This is a genomic window from Castellaniella defragrans, from assembly GCF_014203015.1.
GTDB classification, from domain to species: Bacteria; Pseudomonadota; Gammaproteobacteria; order Burkholderiales; family Burkholderiaceae_B; genus Castellaniella; species Castellaniella defragrans.
Genome location: NZ_JACHIB010000015.1, coordinates 73,193 through 89,120, shown reverse-complemented (window position 1 = coordinate 89,120; position 15,928 = coordinate 73,193). Strand labels below are relative to the sequence as shown.

At 67.1% G+C, this 15,928-nt stretch carries 21 protein-coding genes; 7 read left to right on the top strand and 14 right to left on the bottom strand.

All coding sequences use genetic code 11. The annotated features are described in order from the left end of the window. Positions 1–221 precede the first annotated feature (221 nt). The 3 genes from HNR28_RS13090 to HNR28_RS13080 all read left to right on the top strand — a co-directional run bounded on the left by HNR28_RS13090 (position 222) and on the right by HNR28_RS13080 (position 2,329). Positions 222–611 carry a diacylglycerol kinase gene (locus HNR28_RS13090; RefSeq protein WP_043684792.1) on the top strand — a complete coding sequence of 130 codons (390 nt, stop codon included), beginning with the start codon at positions 222–224 and terminating at the stop codon, positions 609–611. Positions 612–703: 92 nt separating this feature from the next. Beyond that, positions 704–1,525 (top strand): orotidine-5'-phosphate decarboxylase, encoded by an 822-nt coding sequence (pyrF, locus tag HNR28_RS13085; RefSeq protein ID WP_043684794.1) that lies wholly within the window; start codon positions 704–706, stop codon positions 1,523–1,525. Positions 1,526–1,645: 120 nt separating this feature from the next. Next, the gene (locus HNR28_RS13080; protein WP_151024122.1) at positions 1,646–2,329 is read left to right on the top strand and encodes a DNA-3-methyladenine glycosylase I; all 684 of its coding nucleotides are present in this window, start codon (positions 1,646–1,648) and stop codon (positions 2,327–2,329) included. A 29-nt stretch (positions 2,330–2,358) separates the two neighbouring features. Here the strand turns inward: HNR28_RS13080 and HNR28_RS13075 are convergent, their stop codons facing one another. The 6 genes from HNR28_RS13075 to HNR28_RS13050 form a co-directional block, all read right to left on the bottom strand. Then, entirely contained in the window at positions 2,359–3,309 is a 951-nt protein-coding gene (locus HNR28_RS13075) for a PDR/VanB family oxidoreductase (protein ID WP_151024121.1), read from the bottom strand. 1 nt (position 3,310) lies between these two features. Beyond that, positions 3,311–3,829 carry an MOSC domain-containing protein gene (locus HNR28_RS13070; protein WP_043684802.1) on the bottom strand — a complete coding sequence of 173 codons (519 nt, stop codon included), beginning with the start codon at positions 3,827–3,829 and terminating at the stop codon, positions 3,311–3,313. Between the two features lie 49 nt (positions 3,830–3,878). Continuing rightward, positions 3,879–4,472 carry a 2-hydroxychromene-2-carboxylate isomerase gene (locus HNR28_RS13065; protein WP_151024120.1) on the bottom strand — a complete coding sequence of 198 codons (594 nt, stop codon included), beginning with the start codon at positions 4,470–4,472 and terminating at the stop codon, positions 3,879–3,881. Further along, positions 4,459–5,790: an MFS transporter gene (locus HNR28_RS13060; protein WP_043687876.1), complete on the bottom strand. Its 1,332-nt coding sequence runs from the start codon at positions 5,788–5,790 to the stop codon at positions 4,459–4,461. The genes HNR28_RS13065 and HNR28_RS13060 overlap by 14 nt, the downstream gene beginning before the upstream one ends. Before the next feature lie 90 nt (positions 5,791–5,880). Further along, positions 5,881–6,648, bottom strand: coding sequence for an aldolase (locus tag HNR28_RS13055; protein WP_043684808.1), 768 nt, complete (start codon positions 6,646–6,648; stop codon positions 5,881–5,883). Between the two features lie 100 nt (positions 6,649–6,748). Beyond that, the gene (locus HNR28_RS13050) at positions 6,749–7,630 is read right to left on the bottom strand and encodes a LysR family transcriptional regulator (RefSeq protein WP_043684811.1); all 882 of its coding nucleotides are present in this window, start codon (positions 7,628–7,630) and stop codon (positions 6,749–6,751) included. A gap of 369 nt (positions 7,631–7,999) precedes the next feature. On the opposite strand from HNR28_RS13050, the gene HNR28_RS13045 reads away from it, so the two are divergent. Together HNR28_RS13045 and HNR28_RS13040 are read left to right on the top strand one after the other, a co-directional pair. Further along, positions 8,000–8,287: a toxin-antitoxin system TumE family protein gene (locus HNR28_RS13045; protein WP_151024119.1), complete on the top strand. Its 288-nt coding sequence runs from the start codon at positions 8,000–8,002 to the stop codon at positions 8,285–8,287. Beyond that, a complete protein-coding gene (locus HNR28_RS13040; protein WP_043684814.1) occupies positions 8,284–8,655 on the top strand; it encodes an HVO_A0114 family putative DNA-binding protein in 372 nt (123 codons plus the stop codon). The genes HNR28_RS13045 and HNR28_RS13040 overlap by 4 nt, the downstream gene beginning before the upstream one ends. 7 nt (positions 8,656–8,662) lie before the next feature. Here HNR28_RS13040 and HNR28_RS13035 read toward each other — a convergent pair whose 3' ends face one another. The 7 genes from HNR28_RS13035 to ftsY are packed head-to-tail and all read right to left on the bottom strand — an operon-like array spanning position 8,663 to position 14,279. After that, on the bottom strand, positions 8,663–9,169 hold the full coding sequence (locus HNR28_RS13035) for a CinA family protein (protein ID WP_043684816.1): 507 nt from the start codon (positions 9,167–9,169) through the stop codon (positions 8,663–8,665). Beyond that, a complete protein-coding gene (locus tag HNR28_RS13030; RefSeq protein WP_151024118.1) occupies positions 9,166–9,723 on the bottom strand; it encodes a phosphatidylglycerophosphatase A family protein in 558 nt (185 codons plus the stop codon). Before HNR28_RS13030 ends, HNR28_RS13035 begins: the two co-directional genes overlap by 4 nt. Next, positions 9,720–10,703, bottom strand: a complete 984-nt coding sequence (gene thiL, locus HNR28_RS13025) for a thiamine-phosphate kinase (RefSeq protein ID WP_151024117.1) — start codon at positions 10,701–10,703, stop codon at positions 9,720–9,722. The genes HNR28_RS13030 and thiL overlap by 4 nt, the downstream gene beginning before the upstream one ends. 19 nt (positions 10,704–10,722) lie before the next feature. Beyond that, complete coding sequence (nusB, locus tag HNR28_RS13020) at positions 10,723–11,211, bottom strand: transcription antitermination factor NusB (protein ID WP_043684822.1); 489 nt, start codon at positions 11,209–11,211, stop codon at positions 10,723–10,725. Beyond that, positions 11,204–11,737 (bottom strand): 6,7-dimethyl-8-ribityllumazine synthase, encoded by a 534-nt coding sequence (gene ribH, locus HNR28_RS13015; RefSeq protein WP_043684824.1) that lies wholly within the window; start codon positions 11,735–11,737, stop codon positions 11,204–11,206. Before ribH ends, nusB begins: the two co-directional genes overlap by 8 nt. 16 nt (positions 11,738–11,753) lie before the next feature. Further along, a complete protein-coding gene (ribBA, locus tag HNR28_RS13010) occupies positions 11,754–12,932 on the bottom strand; it encodes a bifunctional 3,4-dihydroxy-2-butanone-4-phosphate synthase/GTP cyclohydrolase II (protein ID WP_052355974.1) in 1,179 nt (392 codons plus the stop codon). 48 nt (positions 12,933–12,980) lie between these two features. Continuing rightward, on the bottom strand, positions 12,981–14,279 hold the full coding sequence (gene ftsY / locus HNR28_RS13005) for a signal recognition particle-docking protein FtsY (RefSeq protein WP_184142939.1): 1,299 nt from the start codon (positions 14,277–14,279) through the stop codon (positions 12,981–12,983). A gap of 57 nt (positions 14,280–14,336) precedes the next feature. Between ftsY and HNR28_RS13000 the strand changes: the two genes are divergently transcribed. Together HNR28_RS13000 and coaD are read left to right on the top strand one after the other, a co-directional pair. Then, positions 14,337–14,933, top strand: a complete 597-nt coding sequence (locus HNR28_RS13000) for an RsmD family RNA methyltransferase (RefSeq protein WP_151024317.1) — start codon at positions 14,337–14,339, stop codon at positions 14,931–14,933. A 75-nt stretch (positions 14,934–15,008) separates the two neighbouring features. Further along, on the top strand, positions 15,009–15,521 hold the full coding sequence (gene coaD / locus HNR28_RS12995; protein WP_043684832.1) for a pantetheine-phosphate adenylyltransferase: 513 nt from the start codon (positions 15,009–15,011) through the stop codon (positions 15,519–15,521). A 3-nt stretch (positions 15,522–15,524) separates the two neighbouring features. Here the strand turns inward: coaD and HNR28_RS12990 are convergent, their stop codons facing one another. Continuing rightward, positions 15,525–15,914, bottom strand: coding sequence for an MOSC N-terminal beta barrel domain-containing protein (locus HNR28_RS12990; protein WP_151024316.1), 390 nt, complete (start codon positions 15,912–15,914; stop codon positions 15,525–15,527). Positions 15,915–15,928: the final 14 nt, after the last annotated feature.

Genomic DNA, 15,928 nt, shown 5'->3' with positions numbered 1-15,928 from the left:
TTGCAGCTTGCACGCTGCCCGGATTCGGCAGGCACGAGATAGTCCGCAGGGGCTATCTCGTGTTCTGCATCATCCCCGTCACGGTTCGCCGCGGCGGGGATTTTTTATCGGCCGGGCTGCGCTGCCCCTACGGCAGCATCCACATCGACAGGCGGATGGAAGCGGCCGCTTCCCGACACCCCATCCATTACAATGCCCGCACCATCCGGACCCGTCGCCCCATGACCCAGCCCTCCCCTTACAAGAGCACCGGCGGACTGCTGCGCATCGCGCGCGCCTTCGGCTATTCGCTGCAGGGGCTGGGCGCGGCGTGGCGCCACGAGGCCGCCTTCCGCCAGGAAACGGTGCTGGCCGCGATCCTGATCCCGCTGGGACTGTGGCTGGGCGACAGCGCCGTCGAACGGCTGCTGCTGGCGGGCGCGCCGGTGCTGGTGCTGGCGGTGGAGCTGCTCAATTCCGCGATCGAGACGCTGGCCGACGCGATCGGCACCGACTATCATCCCCTGCTGGGACGCGCCAAGGACATCGGCAGCGCGGCGGTGCTGCTGACGCTGCTGCTGGCGGCCGCCGCCTGGGCGGCGGTGCTGGCGCCGCGCTGGTGGCCGTCCTGAGCTCCCGAGCCCATGAAGACGCACGCGGCGCGCGACCGCGAGCGCACCGCACTCCCCCGAACCCATACCCATACGAGACAGAGGCCGACCCCATGACCTTCATCGACAAGCTGAACCGCGCCTGGGCCGCCCAGGATTCCCTGCTGATGGTGGGCCTGGATCCGGACCCGCGGCGCTTTCCCAAGGAACTGGAAGGCCGGCCGGACGCGATCACCGAATTCTGCCTGCGCATCGTCGAGGCCACCGCGCCCTACGTCTGTGGCTTCAAGCCGCAGATCGCGTATTTCTCGGCGCTGGGCGCCGAGGACCAGCTGCAGGACATCTGCCGGACGATCCGCGAGCGGCATCCGGACCTGCCCATCGTGCTGGACGCCAAGCGCGGCGACATCGGCAGCACCGCCGAGCAGTACGCCCGCGAGGCGTTCGAGCGCTACGGCGCCGACGCGGTCACGGTCAATCCCTACATGGGGCGCGATTCCGTGCAGCCCTACATCGACTACGGCGAGCGCGGCGTCATCATCCTGTGCCGCACCTCCAACGTCGGCGGCGCCGATTTCCAGGACATGCGCCTGGCCAACGGCACGCCGCTGTACCTGCACGTCGCCGACCAGGTGGCCCGCGTCTGGAACACCAGCGGGCAATGCGCCCTGGTGGTGGGCGCCACCTTCCCGGAAGAAATCGCCCAGGTGCGCCGCCGGGTGGGGGACATGCCCCTGCTGGTTCCCGGCATCGGCGTCCAGGGCGGCGACATCCGGGCCACGGTGCAGGCGGGCCGCACGCCCGCCGGCCGCGGCATGATGATCAATTCGTCGCGCGCCATCCTGTACGCCAGCGCCCAGGAAGGCTGGGAACAGGCCGCCGCCAAGACCGCGCGCGCCACGCGCAGCGCCATCCGCGCGGCGCTGCAAGGCTGACCCCCGCCCGGCGGCCGCCCGCCCGCGACGTCAGGCGGGCCGGCTCGCAGGAAGACGGGCGCCGGGAAGATGCCTCCCAGGAGGACGGCCTCCGGGCAGACGGCTCACAGGAAGACACTCATGACCCTCGACTATCGCCAGCTCTACGACACGGTCCGCGCGCGCTTTGAATCCGACGAGGCCCTGGAAGCCTTTCTGCCCCGGGCGCTGACGCCCCGGGCCTTGAAGGACCAGGGCGACGACCGCTATCTTTCCGCCATGACCCGGCGGGTCTTCCACGCGGGCGTGCAGCACACGATGGTCGACGCCAAGTGGCCCGAATTCGAGCAGGCCTTCCAGGGCTTCGCCCCCGAGGCCATGGCGCAGCTCGGCCCTTCGCTGATCGAAGCGCACATGCAGAACGACCGGATCATCCGCGACCGCGCCAAGATCAAGAGCATTCCGGCAAACGCCCGCTTCATCCTGGACATCCGCCGGGAACGGGGCACCGGCTTCGGCGCGTTCCTGGCCGACTGGCCGGACACCGACACGATCGGCCTGTGGCGTCTGCTGGCCAAGCGGGGCGCGCGCCTGGGCGGACGCTCGGCCGCCGGATTCCTGCGCCTGGCCGGCAAGGACACGTTCCTGCTGACCAGCGACGTGGTCGCGCGCCTGGCGGCCGCGGGCGTCATCGAGCGCGAGCCCACCGCCCAGCGCGACCTGCAGGCCGTGCAGGAGGCTTTCAACGCTTTGCGGCGGGATTCGGGCCGGCCGCTGTGCCAGCTCTCGGCCCTGATGGCCCTGAGCATCAATCCGGCGTTCTAGGGCCGGCGCGGTCATCCGCCCGGCCTTCCCTAGATATCAAGCACCAGCGTGGGGCCCGCGCAATCCGCAACACAGACGCAGACCTCGCGTTCGCGCTCCCGTGGCGTCAGCACCCGATCGTGGTGGATGGGCGGCCCTTCGCTCCAGGGAGTGCGGCATGCGCCACAAATGCCGCCCCCGCACGACACAATGATGTCGGCATCCATGGATTCCAGGGTGGCCAGCAGGCCGATTTCGGGCAATACGTCCTTTTCACGGCCACTTTTGGCCAAGACGACACGATACGGCTTGACGCTCGGATCCGGCGTATGGGCAGGCGCAACAAAGCGCTCGATGTGCTTGCGATCTTCGGGCCAATCAGCGACCAGCGCCTCGACGGCATCCAGCATGCCGCCGGGCCCGCAGCAGAAGACTTTGGCAGTATCGCCATATTGTCTGATAAGGGTTCCCAGGTCAGGAGGAGCCACCCGTCGCGTATCGTACAGATGCACACGCCCCGCAGAGAGCGCCGGCTGGAGCATGTCGCCCAGGCTGGGCGGCCCCATGCTGGCCCAATGCAGCACGTAGTCATTCCTGCCCTGGCGTTCCAGCGTGCGGATGGCCGAGACAAAAGGCGTAATGCCAATGCCGCCGGCAATAAAGACATTCATCGCTGAATCGGCGAATTCCAGCCCGCCCCTGGGTACCGAGACACCAATGGTCTGGCCCGGCCGCAGGGTTTCATGAATATAGCGGGACCCACCCCGGCCATTCGCTTCTTTTTTCACGGCAACGATATACCGCCGATTGTCTTCGGGTTCATTGCACAGCGAATAGGTGCGCACCAGGCCCCCGTCCAAGTGCAGATCGATATGCGCTCCAGGTCGGAAAGCGGGCAATCGCCAACCATCCTGATCAGCCAACAGCAGCCGTTTCACACCGGGAACCGGCTCGTCAAGCGCCTGAACGAGCAACTGGAGATGTTTGATGGGAGACGCCATTTCACGCCTCCCGCACAATGTCGCCCACGCGGATCGTGCCGCCTTGCAGGATTCTGCAATTGAGCCCAGCCCGATTGATCATGGGATCAAACACGGCCTTGTCCAGGATTTCCTCGATATGCCGGCACGGCGTGGACAGGCGCGTAGCCTCCAGCAACGCCCCACCCAGCCAGAATCGCCGTCCGACCAGATGATTCAGAGGGACACCCTGAACGGTGACATTACGGCGATGTTCTTGCGGCAGCATTTCAATGCCGGCATCCCGCTGCAACGCCTCAAGCGTTTCAATCTCGAACAACGTGATCTGGCGTCCCTCCTCTGGTTTATGCGAATAAAACCCCTGCTCGTGGCCGAGGAGGTAGCGGTCGCCGACAATACCCTTGCCGGCCACCAGGGTGAGCTCCTGGAACGATTCCATGGGCAAAAAGGCACGCGGCGTGATGTGCAGATGCCGGATGACCCCCGTCCAGGCAGGAACGACCCTATGCTCCTGCGCGGGCTGACTGACAACGGTACTCATGTGAATATCCTTGATGTTGAGACGCTTGCCACAAGGCGGGTGCTTGGTTTCACCCCGCCAAGGCTCGATCCAGAAAGTCCAATCGGTCCTGGCCCCAGAAGACCTCCCCTGCCAGCACATAGCTGGGCGAGCCAAACACGCCAGCCGATACCGCTTCATCCGTGTAACGCCGATACTGTCGCTCCGCCTCAGGCTGTGCCGCACGCTGCATCATGGCAGGCCCAGGCAGCCCCAGCCGGGCGGCCACGCCCAACAGCACATCGGCCTGAGCAATATCCTGTTCGTGACACCATTGCGCAGCCAAGATTTCCTTGTGCAGCTGGGCCACGGGATACCCCAGCAGCTCAGCTGCGATCAGGAACCTTGAGGCCAGCGAGGCATCCGGACACATATACCGAGGCGTCACGTTAATCTGCATGCCCAGTAACGGCATCCAGCGCCGCAATTCCTGCTCGCGGTAATCCTGACGCTGCACTGAACGCTGGGACAAGGGGATGCCTCCGGTGCGCGCATAGACATCCAGCAAATCCACAGGCTTGTAGTTCACCTGGACATCCTGGCGCTGGGCCAGCAGCGCCAGTCGATCCGCTCCCAGCAAGGCCCAGTCGGAATTCAACCAGAAGTAATAATCAAGCTGCTTCATACTGACGCCCTTCGAGGACGGGGGCCTGCGAACGCATCCGCCAGGCACACACGCCAGCAATCGCACCCAGGCTGAGCAGGTACCACACCACATAGCGCGGACTGCCGTCGCCCAAGGCCAACAACCAGGTGGCCACCAGGGGAGCCAGCCCGCCGCCAATCGCCCCGGAGATCTGTACAGCAAGGGAAATGCCGCTATAGCGGACCTCGGGCGGGAACTGACTTGAAAACAGGCTGCCTTCGGGGCCGTAGAGCATGGCATAAACGCAGCCAATGGCCAGCACCATGCCCAGGGTGATCATGCCGAATTCACGCGTCGCCAGCAGATCGAAAAACACATTGCCGACGATCAGCACGCCGATGGCGCCGAGCATAAAAACGTATTTGTGTCCGATGCGATCACCCAGCATGCCGCACAAAGGCATGGTAAAGAACGAGACTGCGGCCCCCCACATGATGCCATCGAGCACTGTGATTTTCGGAATCCCCAATGTCCCGGTGGCATAGGCCAGGGCAAATGTCACGACGGTATAAAACCAGGTGACTTCACCCAGACGGGCACCGATCACCAGCAAAACGCTGCGAGGATGCTTGGTGAGCACCGTGCGCAAGGGCACTTCGATTTTCTTGCCGGCGGATTGCATGGCTTCAAAATCGGGCGATTCAGCCACGCGAATGCGAATGAACCAGCCCACCAGCAGCAGCACCACACTGGCCAGAAACGGCAGCCGCCAACCCCAACTGAGCATCTGTTCTTCGGGCAATGCCGCAACGGCGGCCATGGCAAAAGACGATAGCAGCAGACCCGGCGCCACCCCGGCCTGGGGCAGACTGCCGAAAAAGCCTTTCTTGCCCTCGGGAGCGTGTTCAACCGCCATCAGTACGGCGCCCCCCCACTCGCCACCGACCGCCACACCCTGCAGGAAACGCAGGATGACCAACAGAATGGCAGCCCAATAACCAATGCTGTCGTAGGACGGAATCAGCCCGATCAGAATGGTGGGCACCCCCATCATCACCAGGGTGATGAGCAACATGGACTTGCGTCCGACACGATCTCCGAAATGTCCGAACACGATCCCGCCCAGCGGGCGGGCGAAAAAGCCCACCGAATAGGTGGCAAACGCCGCCAGTGTGCCCATCAGGGGGTCAAACGCCGGAAAAAATATCTTATTGAAGATCAGGGCGGCGGCTGTCCCATACAGAAAAAAGTCATACCACTCGATGGTGGTCCCGAGCATGCTGGCTACACCAGCAGTCACATAGTGCTTCGATGACCCAGACTTGTGCGGCCTACCCGGGGATTGTTGGTTTTTCATGCGCATGTCTCCCTGCCGGCATTGGCCAGCATGTGTTTTGATCATTTTTTATGCCGGGGCGTCAGGCCCCGTTCAGATGGGTACTTCCAGTCAGGCGGCGGACCGGTCGATCTGGCGGCACCAGTAGTCGAACGTGCCCTTGACGATCGAAGGCTTGAGCAGATAGTCGTGAGCCTCCTGCGCCAGATGGTCCGGCACGGGGGTCAGCTCACCGTAGACGCGGGCACGGGTCTGCATGCGGGCCGCGCGCTCCAGGTAGACCGACAGGTAGGTGGCTTCGGCCATGGTGCCGCCCGTCGTCAGATAGCCATGATGCGCCAGGATGATGGAACGCTTGCCGCCGAGCGCCTCGGAAATCAGCACGCCCTCCTGGTCGGCGATGGGCACCCCGGGCCAGTCAGCCAAAAACGCGCAGTCATTGTGAAAAGGCGTCATGTCCATTTGCGCCACCACCAGGGGCTGGCGTGCGGCCACCAGCGCGCTGACCCACGGAGAATGCGTATGGATGATGGCATTGACATCCGGCCGGCTCTTGTAGATCCATAGGTGAAAGCGGGTCGCCGGATTGGCCATGCCCTGCCCCGACAGGGTTTCCAGGTCAGCGCCGACCTCGATAAAGTCATTGGGCGTGGCCTCGTCAAACCCTAACCCGAAGCGCAAAGTCCAGTAGGCCCCCGGGGTGTCGGAGCGCGCACTGATCTGCCCAGCCAGCCCGGCCTCCTGGCCGGTTGCGGCCAGGATCCGACAGGCATAGGCCAAGTCTTCCTGGAGGGTTCGCTGAACGGGGTGAAGATGTTCGCGCATTTCTTGTGTAGCGCGTTGATCAAAATACGATTTTTCCCTAAGCACTGCCGTCATGATTCGTCCCCGTGGTGTGATTAATTGACATGAATCATTCTAGGGACGGGGCCGTTCCAAGACCATGAACCTCAAGTCATACCAGCTATGCCAATACTTGCTATGCCATTGTGGAAATAGCCTTGGCCATGTTCAGCAACTGACGCGCCAAGCTGCCGGCGGCGATATCGTGGCGCACGATGGCGACCACCAGGCGTTGCAGTCCAGGCGCCTGCAAAGGAACCTTGACCAGGCCATAGTCTCGCAACAGTGGCGCCGGAATATTGGCCGGCAGCACACAAGCGCCGATACCCGTGGCGCTGAGCTGCAGCATGGCATCCACCGTTTCCGCCACCACGGTCACGCGCTCATCCAGTCCAGCGCTTTTCAACATGCGCCGCAAGGCATAGTTCTCTGGAAAGCCCACCAGCATCAACGACGAACGAGCGAGGTCCACAGACACCTGATCAGGCAGATCCTGCGCGCGCGCAATGAGACACATCTCGTCCATAAGCAGCGGGGTCGATTCCAGCCTGTCGCTGGCCACGGCCGAGTCATAGACCAGGCCGATGTCAGCCTTGCCCTTTTCCACCAGTTCAACGACTTCGGGGGAACTGCGCGCCAGAACCGTCAGGTTGACCTGGGAATGCTTGCCGACAAAGCGCGACAGCAGGTCAGACACAAAGTAATAGCCGACGGTATGGATAATGGCGATGCTCAAGTTGCCTTGCGTCAGGCCTTCCCTGTCGCGCAGTTGCACCAGCATGTCATCGATCGCCGTATAGGCCGGCAAGGCGGCCTCGGCCAGCTTACGGCCGGCCTCGGTCAGCTCCATGCCCCTGCCAGTGCGCAGAAACAGCGGTTTTCCCAGATGGGCCTCCAGGGACGCCAGCTTGCGGCTCAGGCCCGATTGGCTCAAGCCCAGGTCTTCGGCTGCACGCGACAGCGAAGATAATTCCGCGATCTTCAGAAAATACCGGATGGGCCGGTCCAGACAATCCATGGCATGAGCCTTCTTATGACGACCTGTACACTGCGCGGCCCGCACCCGCGCCAGAAACAATCACAATCCAACGAAGCCCCCGAGCTTACTGCGAAACGGGTCAACCAGCCCCCTATTCTTCCCGCCCGGCTGGCTTGAAGAATCCCGATCACGATTCGCTGACGGGGATTCTTGTGGTGTCCAACCACATTTTCCCTCATGGACATTTCCATGCCGCGACGCACCGGCATGGGCCTGCCCTGACTATCCTGTCCATCGGGAGCCCGTGTCAGCCGCTCATCAAAAATACATGTCACGCGATGAGACTGGAAGGGTGATCACTGCTGTAAAAACAAACAGCACTTGATACGATGGACGCCATGGAACGACATGACAGCCAAACTCATCGTCAACCAGAAATCCTTTGATGAAACCGGCGGCATCATCCAAATGACCGTCTGGTCCGTCCCAGAACCTGTCCCGCCTTCGACGCACGGATTCAAGTACCGGCTGGTCTATGCACGGAACGGCCGCCGCCTGGTTGGATTCGACAACGGACGCGGCAAGGGTGACCCCATGCGTCTGGGGCAAGCGGAACTGCACTATCCATTCACGACAATCGACCAGCTCATCAAGGACTTCATCACGGAAGTAGAAATCATCAGAGGTCCCCCATGACGACACCCAGAACACTGACGATTACCATCGACCCGGACTGGAAGACCGTGCTGCGGACCGCTGGGCACAAAGCGGCCATCGGCCTTGCGACGGGCCAACCGCAAGGCGAAACCTTGAACTTCGAGACCCCTGCCGTCTTTTTTGCGTACCTGAACGGGCGGCGCTGGCTGCTGCTGCGCGATCTGCTGGGCCAGGGAACCGTCGGGGTTCGGGAACTGGCGCGCAAAGTAGGCCGCGACGTAAAAGGCGTCCATACCGACACCCAGATCCTGGTCGATATCGGCCTGCTGGAAAAGGACGCCAAGGGTGCGCTGCGCTGCCCCTACGACCGCATCCATATCGACATGGTCATGCAGGCCGCAGCCTGACCCAGGCTCAGGTCTTCCCCAGTTCCACCAGCGCCGCCTGCAGGGCGCGGCGCACCGCCGCGGCGCGCACGGCCTCGCGGTCGCCCTCGAAGACCTGGGTGAGGGCGCGGGTGACGATCCCGGCGCCGGTGCGGCGCGCGATGCCGAAGCACACCATGCCGACCGGCTTGCCGGGGGTGGCGCCGCCCGGCCCGGCGATGCCGGTGGTGGACAGGGCCAGGTGGGCCTGGGGCACCGCCGCCAGCACGCCGCCGGCCATTTCCATGGCGGTTTCCTCGCTGACGGCGCCGAAGCGTTCCAGGGTGTCGGACGACACCCGCAGCTGCTCGATCTTGGCGGCATTGCTGTAGGTGACGAAGCCGCGCTCGAACCACAGGCTGGAGCCGGGGCAGGACGTGATGGCGCCCGCCAGCAGCCCGCCGGTGCAGGATTCCGCCGTGGCGCACAGCCAGCCGGCGGCGCGCAGGGCGGCGCCCACTTCGCCCGCCAGGACTCGCGTCTCGCGTTCGTTCATGACAACACTCCCAGGCGGACGAGCAGCGCCCCCGCCAGCAAGGCATACAGGGCCGCGACGATGTCGTCGATCATGACCCCGAAGCCGTTCTTGAAGCGCCGGTCGAGCAGGCCGACCGGCGGCGGTTTGACGATGTCGAAGAAGCGGAACAGCGCCACCGAGGCGGCCTGGGCCCAGAAGCCGTGCGGCATCAGCCACAGCACCAGCCAGATGGCGACGATCTCGTCCCAGTTGATGCCGCCATGGTCCGGCACGCCCAGGGCATCGCCGCAGCGCTGGGCCGCCCAGCAGCCGATCCCGAAGGACAGCAGCAGGATCAGGATCATCCAGCCGTCGGACAGGCCGCGCAGCAGGAGCGCCCACAGCAGCCAGCCCATCAGCGTGCCCCAGGTGCCCGGCGCCGGATGGATCAGGCCCGAGCCCAGGCCAAAGCCCAGGATCCGCTCGGGCCGGGCGAAGACCCAGGCGGCGGAGGGGCGCAGGATGGGCCGCTCGGGGCCCGCATGCCGGCCCGCATCCCGGCCCGCGTGCTTCGGATCGTTGGGGTCTGTCATGCGAGGTCTCCGCACGGCTCGGCAAAATGGTCGAAGCCCCGGCGCGCCACCGGCACGGCCTGGCCGGCGCCGTCCAGCACGCGCACGCCCTCGCCGCGCACCAGCCTGCCCACCCGGGTCACCGGCACGTTCAGCTGGCGCCCCAGGACCTCGATCTGCTCGCGCCACAGGGGCCGGGCGGTGAAGCACAGTTCGTAGGCGTCGCCGCCGGCCAGCAGGGCCTCGCGGCGCAGGGCCTCGTCCAGGCCGGCCAGCGCCGGATGCGCCGGCAAGGCGTCGAGCCACAGTTCGCCGCCGCAATGGCTGGCCTGCAGGATATGGCCGAAATCCTGCAGCAGGCCGTCGGACACGTCGATGGCGGCATGGGCCACGCCGGCCAGGTAGCGGCCCAGTTTCAGGCGCGGCATGGGGCGGTCCAGGGCGGGCCGGACGGCCCGCAGGCGCTCGGGATCGGGGGGCAAGCGGCCCAGCAGCAGGCGCAGGGCCAGGTCGGCCGCGCCCAGCGTGCCGGACACCCAGACGTCGTCGCCGACGCGGGCCGCGTCGCGGCGCAGGGCGTGCGAGCGGCGGACTTCGCCCAGCACCGTGATGCTGAGCACCACCGCGTCGCCGCGGGTGGTGTCCCCGCCCACCAGCGGACAATGGGATTCGCGGGCCAGGGCGTGGAAGCCTTCGGAGAAGGCCGCCAGCCAGGCGTGGTCGACGGCGGGCAGCGACAGCGCCAGCGTGCAGGCCAGCGGCCGGGCGCCCATGGCGGCCAGGTCGGACAGGTTGACCGCCAGGGCCTTGTGGCCCAGGGAGGCCGGGTCCGCGTCGGGCAGGAAATGCCGGCCCTCGACCAGCATGTCGGTGCTGACGGCCAGTTCGCAGCCCGACGAGAGCGACATGAGGGCGCAGTCGTCGCCCACGCCCAGCATCCGGTCCGGCGCGGGCCGCTTGAAATAGCGTGCGATCAGGTCGAATTCGCCATCCGCCTGCATAAGCCCGCCCCGTGCCGCATCAGCGGCGCGCCGTCGCCTGGACCTCGGGAGCGCGGACTTCGGCCGCGAGCTTGTCGAGCACGCCGTTGACGAAGCGGTAGCCGTCCGTGCCGCCGAAGGACTTGGCCAGCTCGACGGCCTCGTTGATGGCGACGCGGTAGGGGACTTCGACGTGCTGGACGAGCTCGAAGCTGCCGATCAGCAGCACGGCGTGCTCGATGGGGGACAGCTCCGCCAGGGGCCGGTCGATGTAGGGCACGAAGCGCTCGCGCAGCGCGGCGGCCTGGCCGGCCGCCCCCTGCAGCAGGGTCTGGTACCACTGGGCGTCGGCCTGGTCGAAGTCTTCGCCATCGCGCACGTGGGCGTCGATCTCGCCCAGCTCGGCCAGATCGGCGCCGCCGCGCAGCAGCCAGGCGTACACGCCCTGCAGCGCGAATTCGCGCGCCAGACGGCGCGCGCTGCGGGCATTGGCGCGGCCGCCGGCGCGCGCGGGCTTGGACTCAGTCATCCACGTCCTCTTCGTCCTCGTCCTCGTCGTCGAAGTCGTCGTCCTCGTCTTCGTCGTCGTCCGATTCGGGCTCCAGGGCGGCCACCAGATTGGCCATCTCGACGGCGGCGCGGGCGCAGTCGCGGCCCTTGTCGGCCGCGCGGGCCTGGGCCTGCTCGTCGGTGTCGGTGGTGAGCACGCCGTTGGCGACCGGGATCCCGGTTTCCAGCGCGATGCGGCTGATGGCCGACGCCGATTCGTTGCTGACGATCTCGAAGTGGTAGGTTTCGCCGCGGATCACCGCGCCCAGGGCGATCAGGGCGTCGAATTCAAAGGTTTCGGCCATCTGGGCCAGGGTCACGCCCAATTCCAGCGCGCCGGGCACGGACACCACCATGACGTCGCGCTCGTCCACGCCCAGGGCGGCCAGCTCGTCCAGGCAGGTCTGCAGTTCGGCCTGGCCGATTTCCTCGTTGAACCGGGCGCGCACGATGCCGATATGCAGGCCCTCCCCGTTCATGTCGGGGGTCATCACGTAAGGGTTCATGGTCGCGATTCCTTGATCAGGTCGCGGCGTCGGATACGCCGGGTTCGTTATGGTAACCCGTAATGGTCAGGGAGAACCCTGCCATGCTGGGCATTTTGCGCGGCCGCGCCAGCAGCCGGGCCTGGCCCACGCCGAGGTCGCGCAGGATCTGCGCGCCGATGCCGAAGGTGCGCAGGCCGTGGCGTTCGCCGTCGGTGGCCGGCCGCCCGGCCTGGGCGTCGCCGCTGCGCGCCCAGGCATCGAACTGGGCGAACAGCAGATCGGCGTCGCCATGGCAGTTCAGCAGCACCAGCACGCCGCTGGGCGAGGCCGCGATGGCGCCCAGGGCCTGGGGAATGGTCCAGCTGTGGCGGGTGGCGCCTTCGCACAGCAGGTCCAGCACGCTGGCGGGCTCGTGCACGCGCACCAGGGCTTCCTGGTCGGGGCGGATGTCGCCGTGCACCAGCGCCAGGTGGGGCGCGTTCGAGGCGCGGTCCCGGTAGGCCACCGCCTGGAACGAACCCCAGGGCGTCTTCACCGGCCGCTCGACCAGGCGCTCGATCATGGATTCGTGCTCGCTGCGGTACTGGATCAGGTCGGCGATGGTGCCGATCTTCAGTCCGTGCTCGCGGGCGAAGACCATCAGGTCGGGCAGGCGCGCCATGCTGCCGTCGGGCTTGAGGATCTCGCAGATCACGGCGGCCGGCGTCAGGCCCGCCATGGCGGTGAGGTCGCAGCCGGCTTCGGTGTGGCCCGCGCGCACCAGCACGCCGCCCTGGACGGCGCGCACCGGGAAGATGTGGCCGGGCTGGACCAGGTCGGCCGGCCGGGCGTCGCGCGCCACGGCCGCCTGGATGGTGCGGGCGCGGTCGGCGGCGGAAATGCCGGTGCCCACGCCCTCGGCGGCTTCGATGGAGACGGTGAAATTGGTGCCGTAGCGCGTGCCGTTCTGGTTGGCCATCAGCGGCAGCTGCAGCTGGGCGCAGCGTTCGTGGGTCAGCGTCAGGCAGACCAGGCCGCGCGCGTGGGTGACCATGAAATTGATCGCGTCGGGCGTGACGAAATCCGCCGCCAGGACCAGGTCGCCCTCGTTCTCGCGGTCTTCCTCGTCCACCAGGATGACCATGTGGCCGGCCCGCAGCTCGTTCACGATCTCCTGGACCGGGGAAATGTCGAAGGGCGGCTCGTTCGATGCCGCGCCGGATGCCATGTTCATGCCATACCTGTCGAATGGAAACGGAATGCGGGCATTTTAGCCCGTGCCTCAGGCCCTGTCGGTCTCGGGTCCGCCCAGCAGCGCGTCGGCGAACTCCGCCGCGACGAAGGGCTGCAGGTCCTGCATGCCCTCGCCCACGCCGATCCAGTACACGGGCACCGGCCGCACGCCCTGGCTGCCCGCCGCCACCGCCGCCAGCGTCCCGCCCTTGGCCGTGCCGTCGAGCTTGGTGACGACCAGGCCGGTCAGGCCCAGCGCGGCGTCGAAGGCGCGGATCTGCGCGAGCGCGTTCTGGCCGGTGTTGCCGTCCACCACCAGCAGGATCTCGTGGGGCGCCGCCGGATCGGCCTTGCCGATGACGCGCTTGATCTTCTTCAGTTCTTCCATCAGGTGCAGCTGGGTCGGCAGCCGGCCGGCGGTATCGACCAGCACCACGTCCGCCGACCGCGCGCGCCCGGCGTTGACCGCGTCGAAGGCCACGGCCGCCGGATCGCCGCCTTCCTGGGCGATGACGGTGACGCCGTTGCGCGCGCCCCAGGCCACGAGCTGCTCGCGCGCCGCCGCGCGGAAGGTGTCGCCGGCCGCCAGCAGCACCGAGGCCTGGCGTTCCCGCAGGGCATGGGCGAGCTTGCCGATGGAGGTGGTCTTGCCCGCTCCATTGACCCCCGCGATCATGACCACCATGGGCGCGGCCTCGCCCACGACGAAGGGCTTTTCCAGGACCTTCAGGTGCTCGGCCAGGATGTCGCGCAGCGCGGCGCGCACGGCCTCGGGCCGCTCGATGCGCTGGCGCCGCACGCGCGCGCGCAGCTGCTCCAGCAGCTTTTCCGTGGCCTCGACGCCGGCGTCGGCCATGATGAGCGCGGTTTCCAGTTCCTCGAACAGGGCCTCATCGACCTTGACCCCGGTGAACAGGCCGCCCAGGCTCTGGCCGGTGCGCGACAGGCCGCGCCGCAGCCGGCCCAGCCAGGAGCCCGAGGACGCGGGCGCGGCCGCCTCGGCGCTGGCCGCGCGGTCCAGCCGGACCAGGGGATCGGCCGTCTCGTCCGGCCGGTCCGACCAGGCGTCGGGGGGCTGGACGGGCGCCGCGGCGGGCGCCGGCCCGGCGCCCGAAACGAACTCGGACACGGGCTCGGCCGCCGCGGCCGGCGCCTCGTGCGCGGACGCATCGGCGCCGGCTTCGGGCGGCCCGCCGGCATCCGCCGGCCAGGTCTCGGGCAGTTCGGTCGGCGCGACCGGCGCCACTTCCGGCGCGTCCGGGGATGCGGCGGCGCCGAGGGCTTCGTCCCGCCCGGGCGCCGCTTCCTGCGGCGCGGGCGCCTTCTTGCGTTTAAAGAAACTGAACATAGGCTTTACACTGAAAACGATCCGGCCAAGGCCCGGCACGGACCCAGCGGACCGCGCATGAAGAAACACCAGATCCGTATTGTAGGCGGTGCCTACCGCCGCACGCCCATTTCCGTCCCCGACGGCGATCACCTGCGCCCGACGCCCGACCGCGTGCGCGAGACCCTGTTCAACTGGCTGGCGCATTTCTGGGGCGGCACGTTCGCCGGGCGCCGGGTGCTGGACCTGTTCGCCGGCAGCGGGGCGCTGGGCTTCGAGGCCGCGTCGCGGGGCGTGGAGACCGCCCAGCTGGTCGAGCAGGCGCCGGCCGCGCTGGCCGGCCTGCGGGCCGTCCAGGCGCGCCTGAAGGCGCCCGCCATCCGCATCCACGCGGGCGACGCCTGCGCCTTCCTGCGCGGCCAGCAGGCCCCTTCCTACGACCTGGTGATGCTCGATCCGCCCTTCGGCGCGGGCTGGCTGGCGCGGCTGTGGCCCCTGCTGGACCGGGCCGTGCTGCCGGGCGGGCTGGTGTACCTGGAATCGGAGGCCGCCTGCGCGCCGCCGCCGGAATGGGAACTGCTGCGCCAGAGGCGGGCGGGCCAGGTCCACTACGGATTGATACGATTTGCTGCAACGCAAAAAAATATGAATAATGAACGTTTGGGGACACTCTGAACGGCCGCCCGCGCGTCCGGCACCCGGGAACCCCTGGATCCGCATACCGATTCCGTCAACCTATACGGAGACCGCATGATCACCGCCGTCTACCCGGGCACTTTCGACCCGCTCACCCGTGGACACGAGGACCTCGTGCGACGGGCGGCCAGCCTCTTCGACCAGGTCGTCGTGGGCGTGGCCCACAGCCAGAACAAACGGCCGTTCTTCACCCTCCAGGAACGCCTGGAGATCGCCGAGGAGGTCCTGGGGCATTACCCCAACGTGCGGGTGCGCAGCTTCGGCGGCCTGCTCAAGGATTTCGTGCGCGAGCAGGACGCCCGCGTCATCGTGCGCGGCCTGCGCGCCGTGTCGGACTTCGAGTACGAATTCCAGATGGCCGGCATGAACCGCCACCTGCTGCCCGAGGTCGAGACCCTGTTCATGACCCCGTCGGACCAGTACCAGTTCATCTCCGGCACCATCGTGCGTGAAATCGCCATCCTGGGCGGGGACGTCAGCAAGTTCGTGTTCCCGTCGGTGGAGCGCTGGCTGCACGCCAAGGCCAAGGTCCTGCGGGAAGCGCAGGACGCGGCCAACGGGAAATGAAGCCTAGCCGGGCCAGCTCACCGGCCCGGCGTCCGGATGCACCTTCACCAGCCGGCAGGGCTGGCCCAGCCACTGGGAAAACCAGGCCGCGGCCAGCTCGCCCTCGTCCACCACCCGGACGGCGCGGCCGCCGATCCGCGCGGTGCGCTCGACGCTGTCGTCGTCCTCGATCACGTCCAGCGGCACGTCCAGGCGCAGCATGCCGGCCGCGCGCAGCACCAGGTAGCCGAAGCGCAGGCTGATTTCCAGGCCCGCCAGGCCCGGTGCGCGGACGGCATCCAGCCAGCCGTTCCGGTCGTCGACCACCAGCCAGCGGCGGTCGTAGGGCCTGGCGGCCTCGTCCGCCAGGGCGGCCGCCCCGGCGATCGGCTGAAAAACGGTCTCGGTCGTCATCGCGTGTGCTTTCC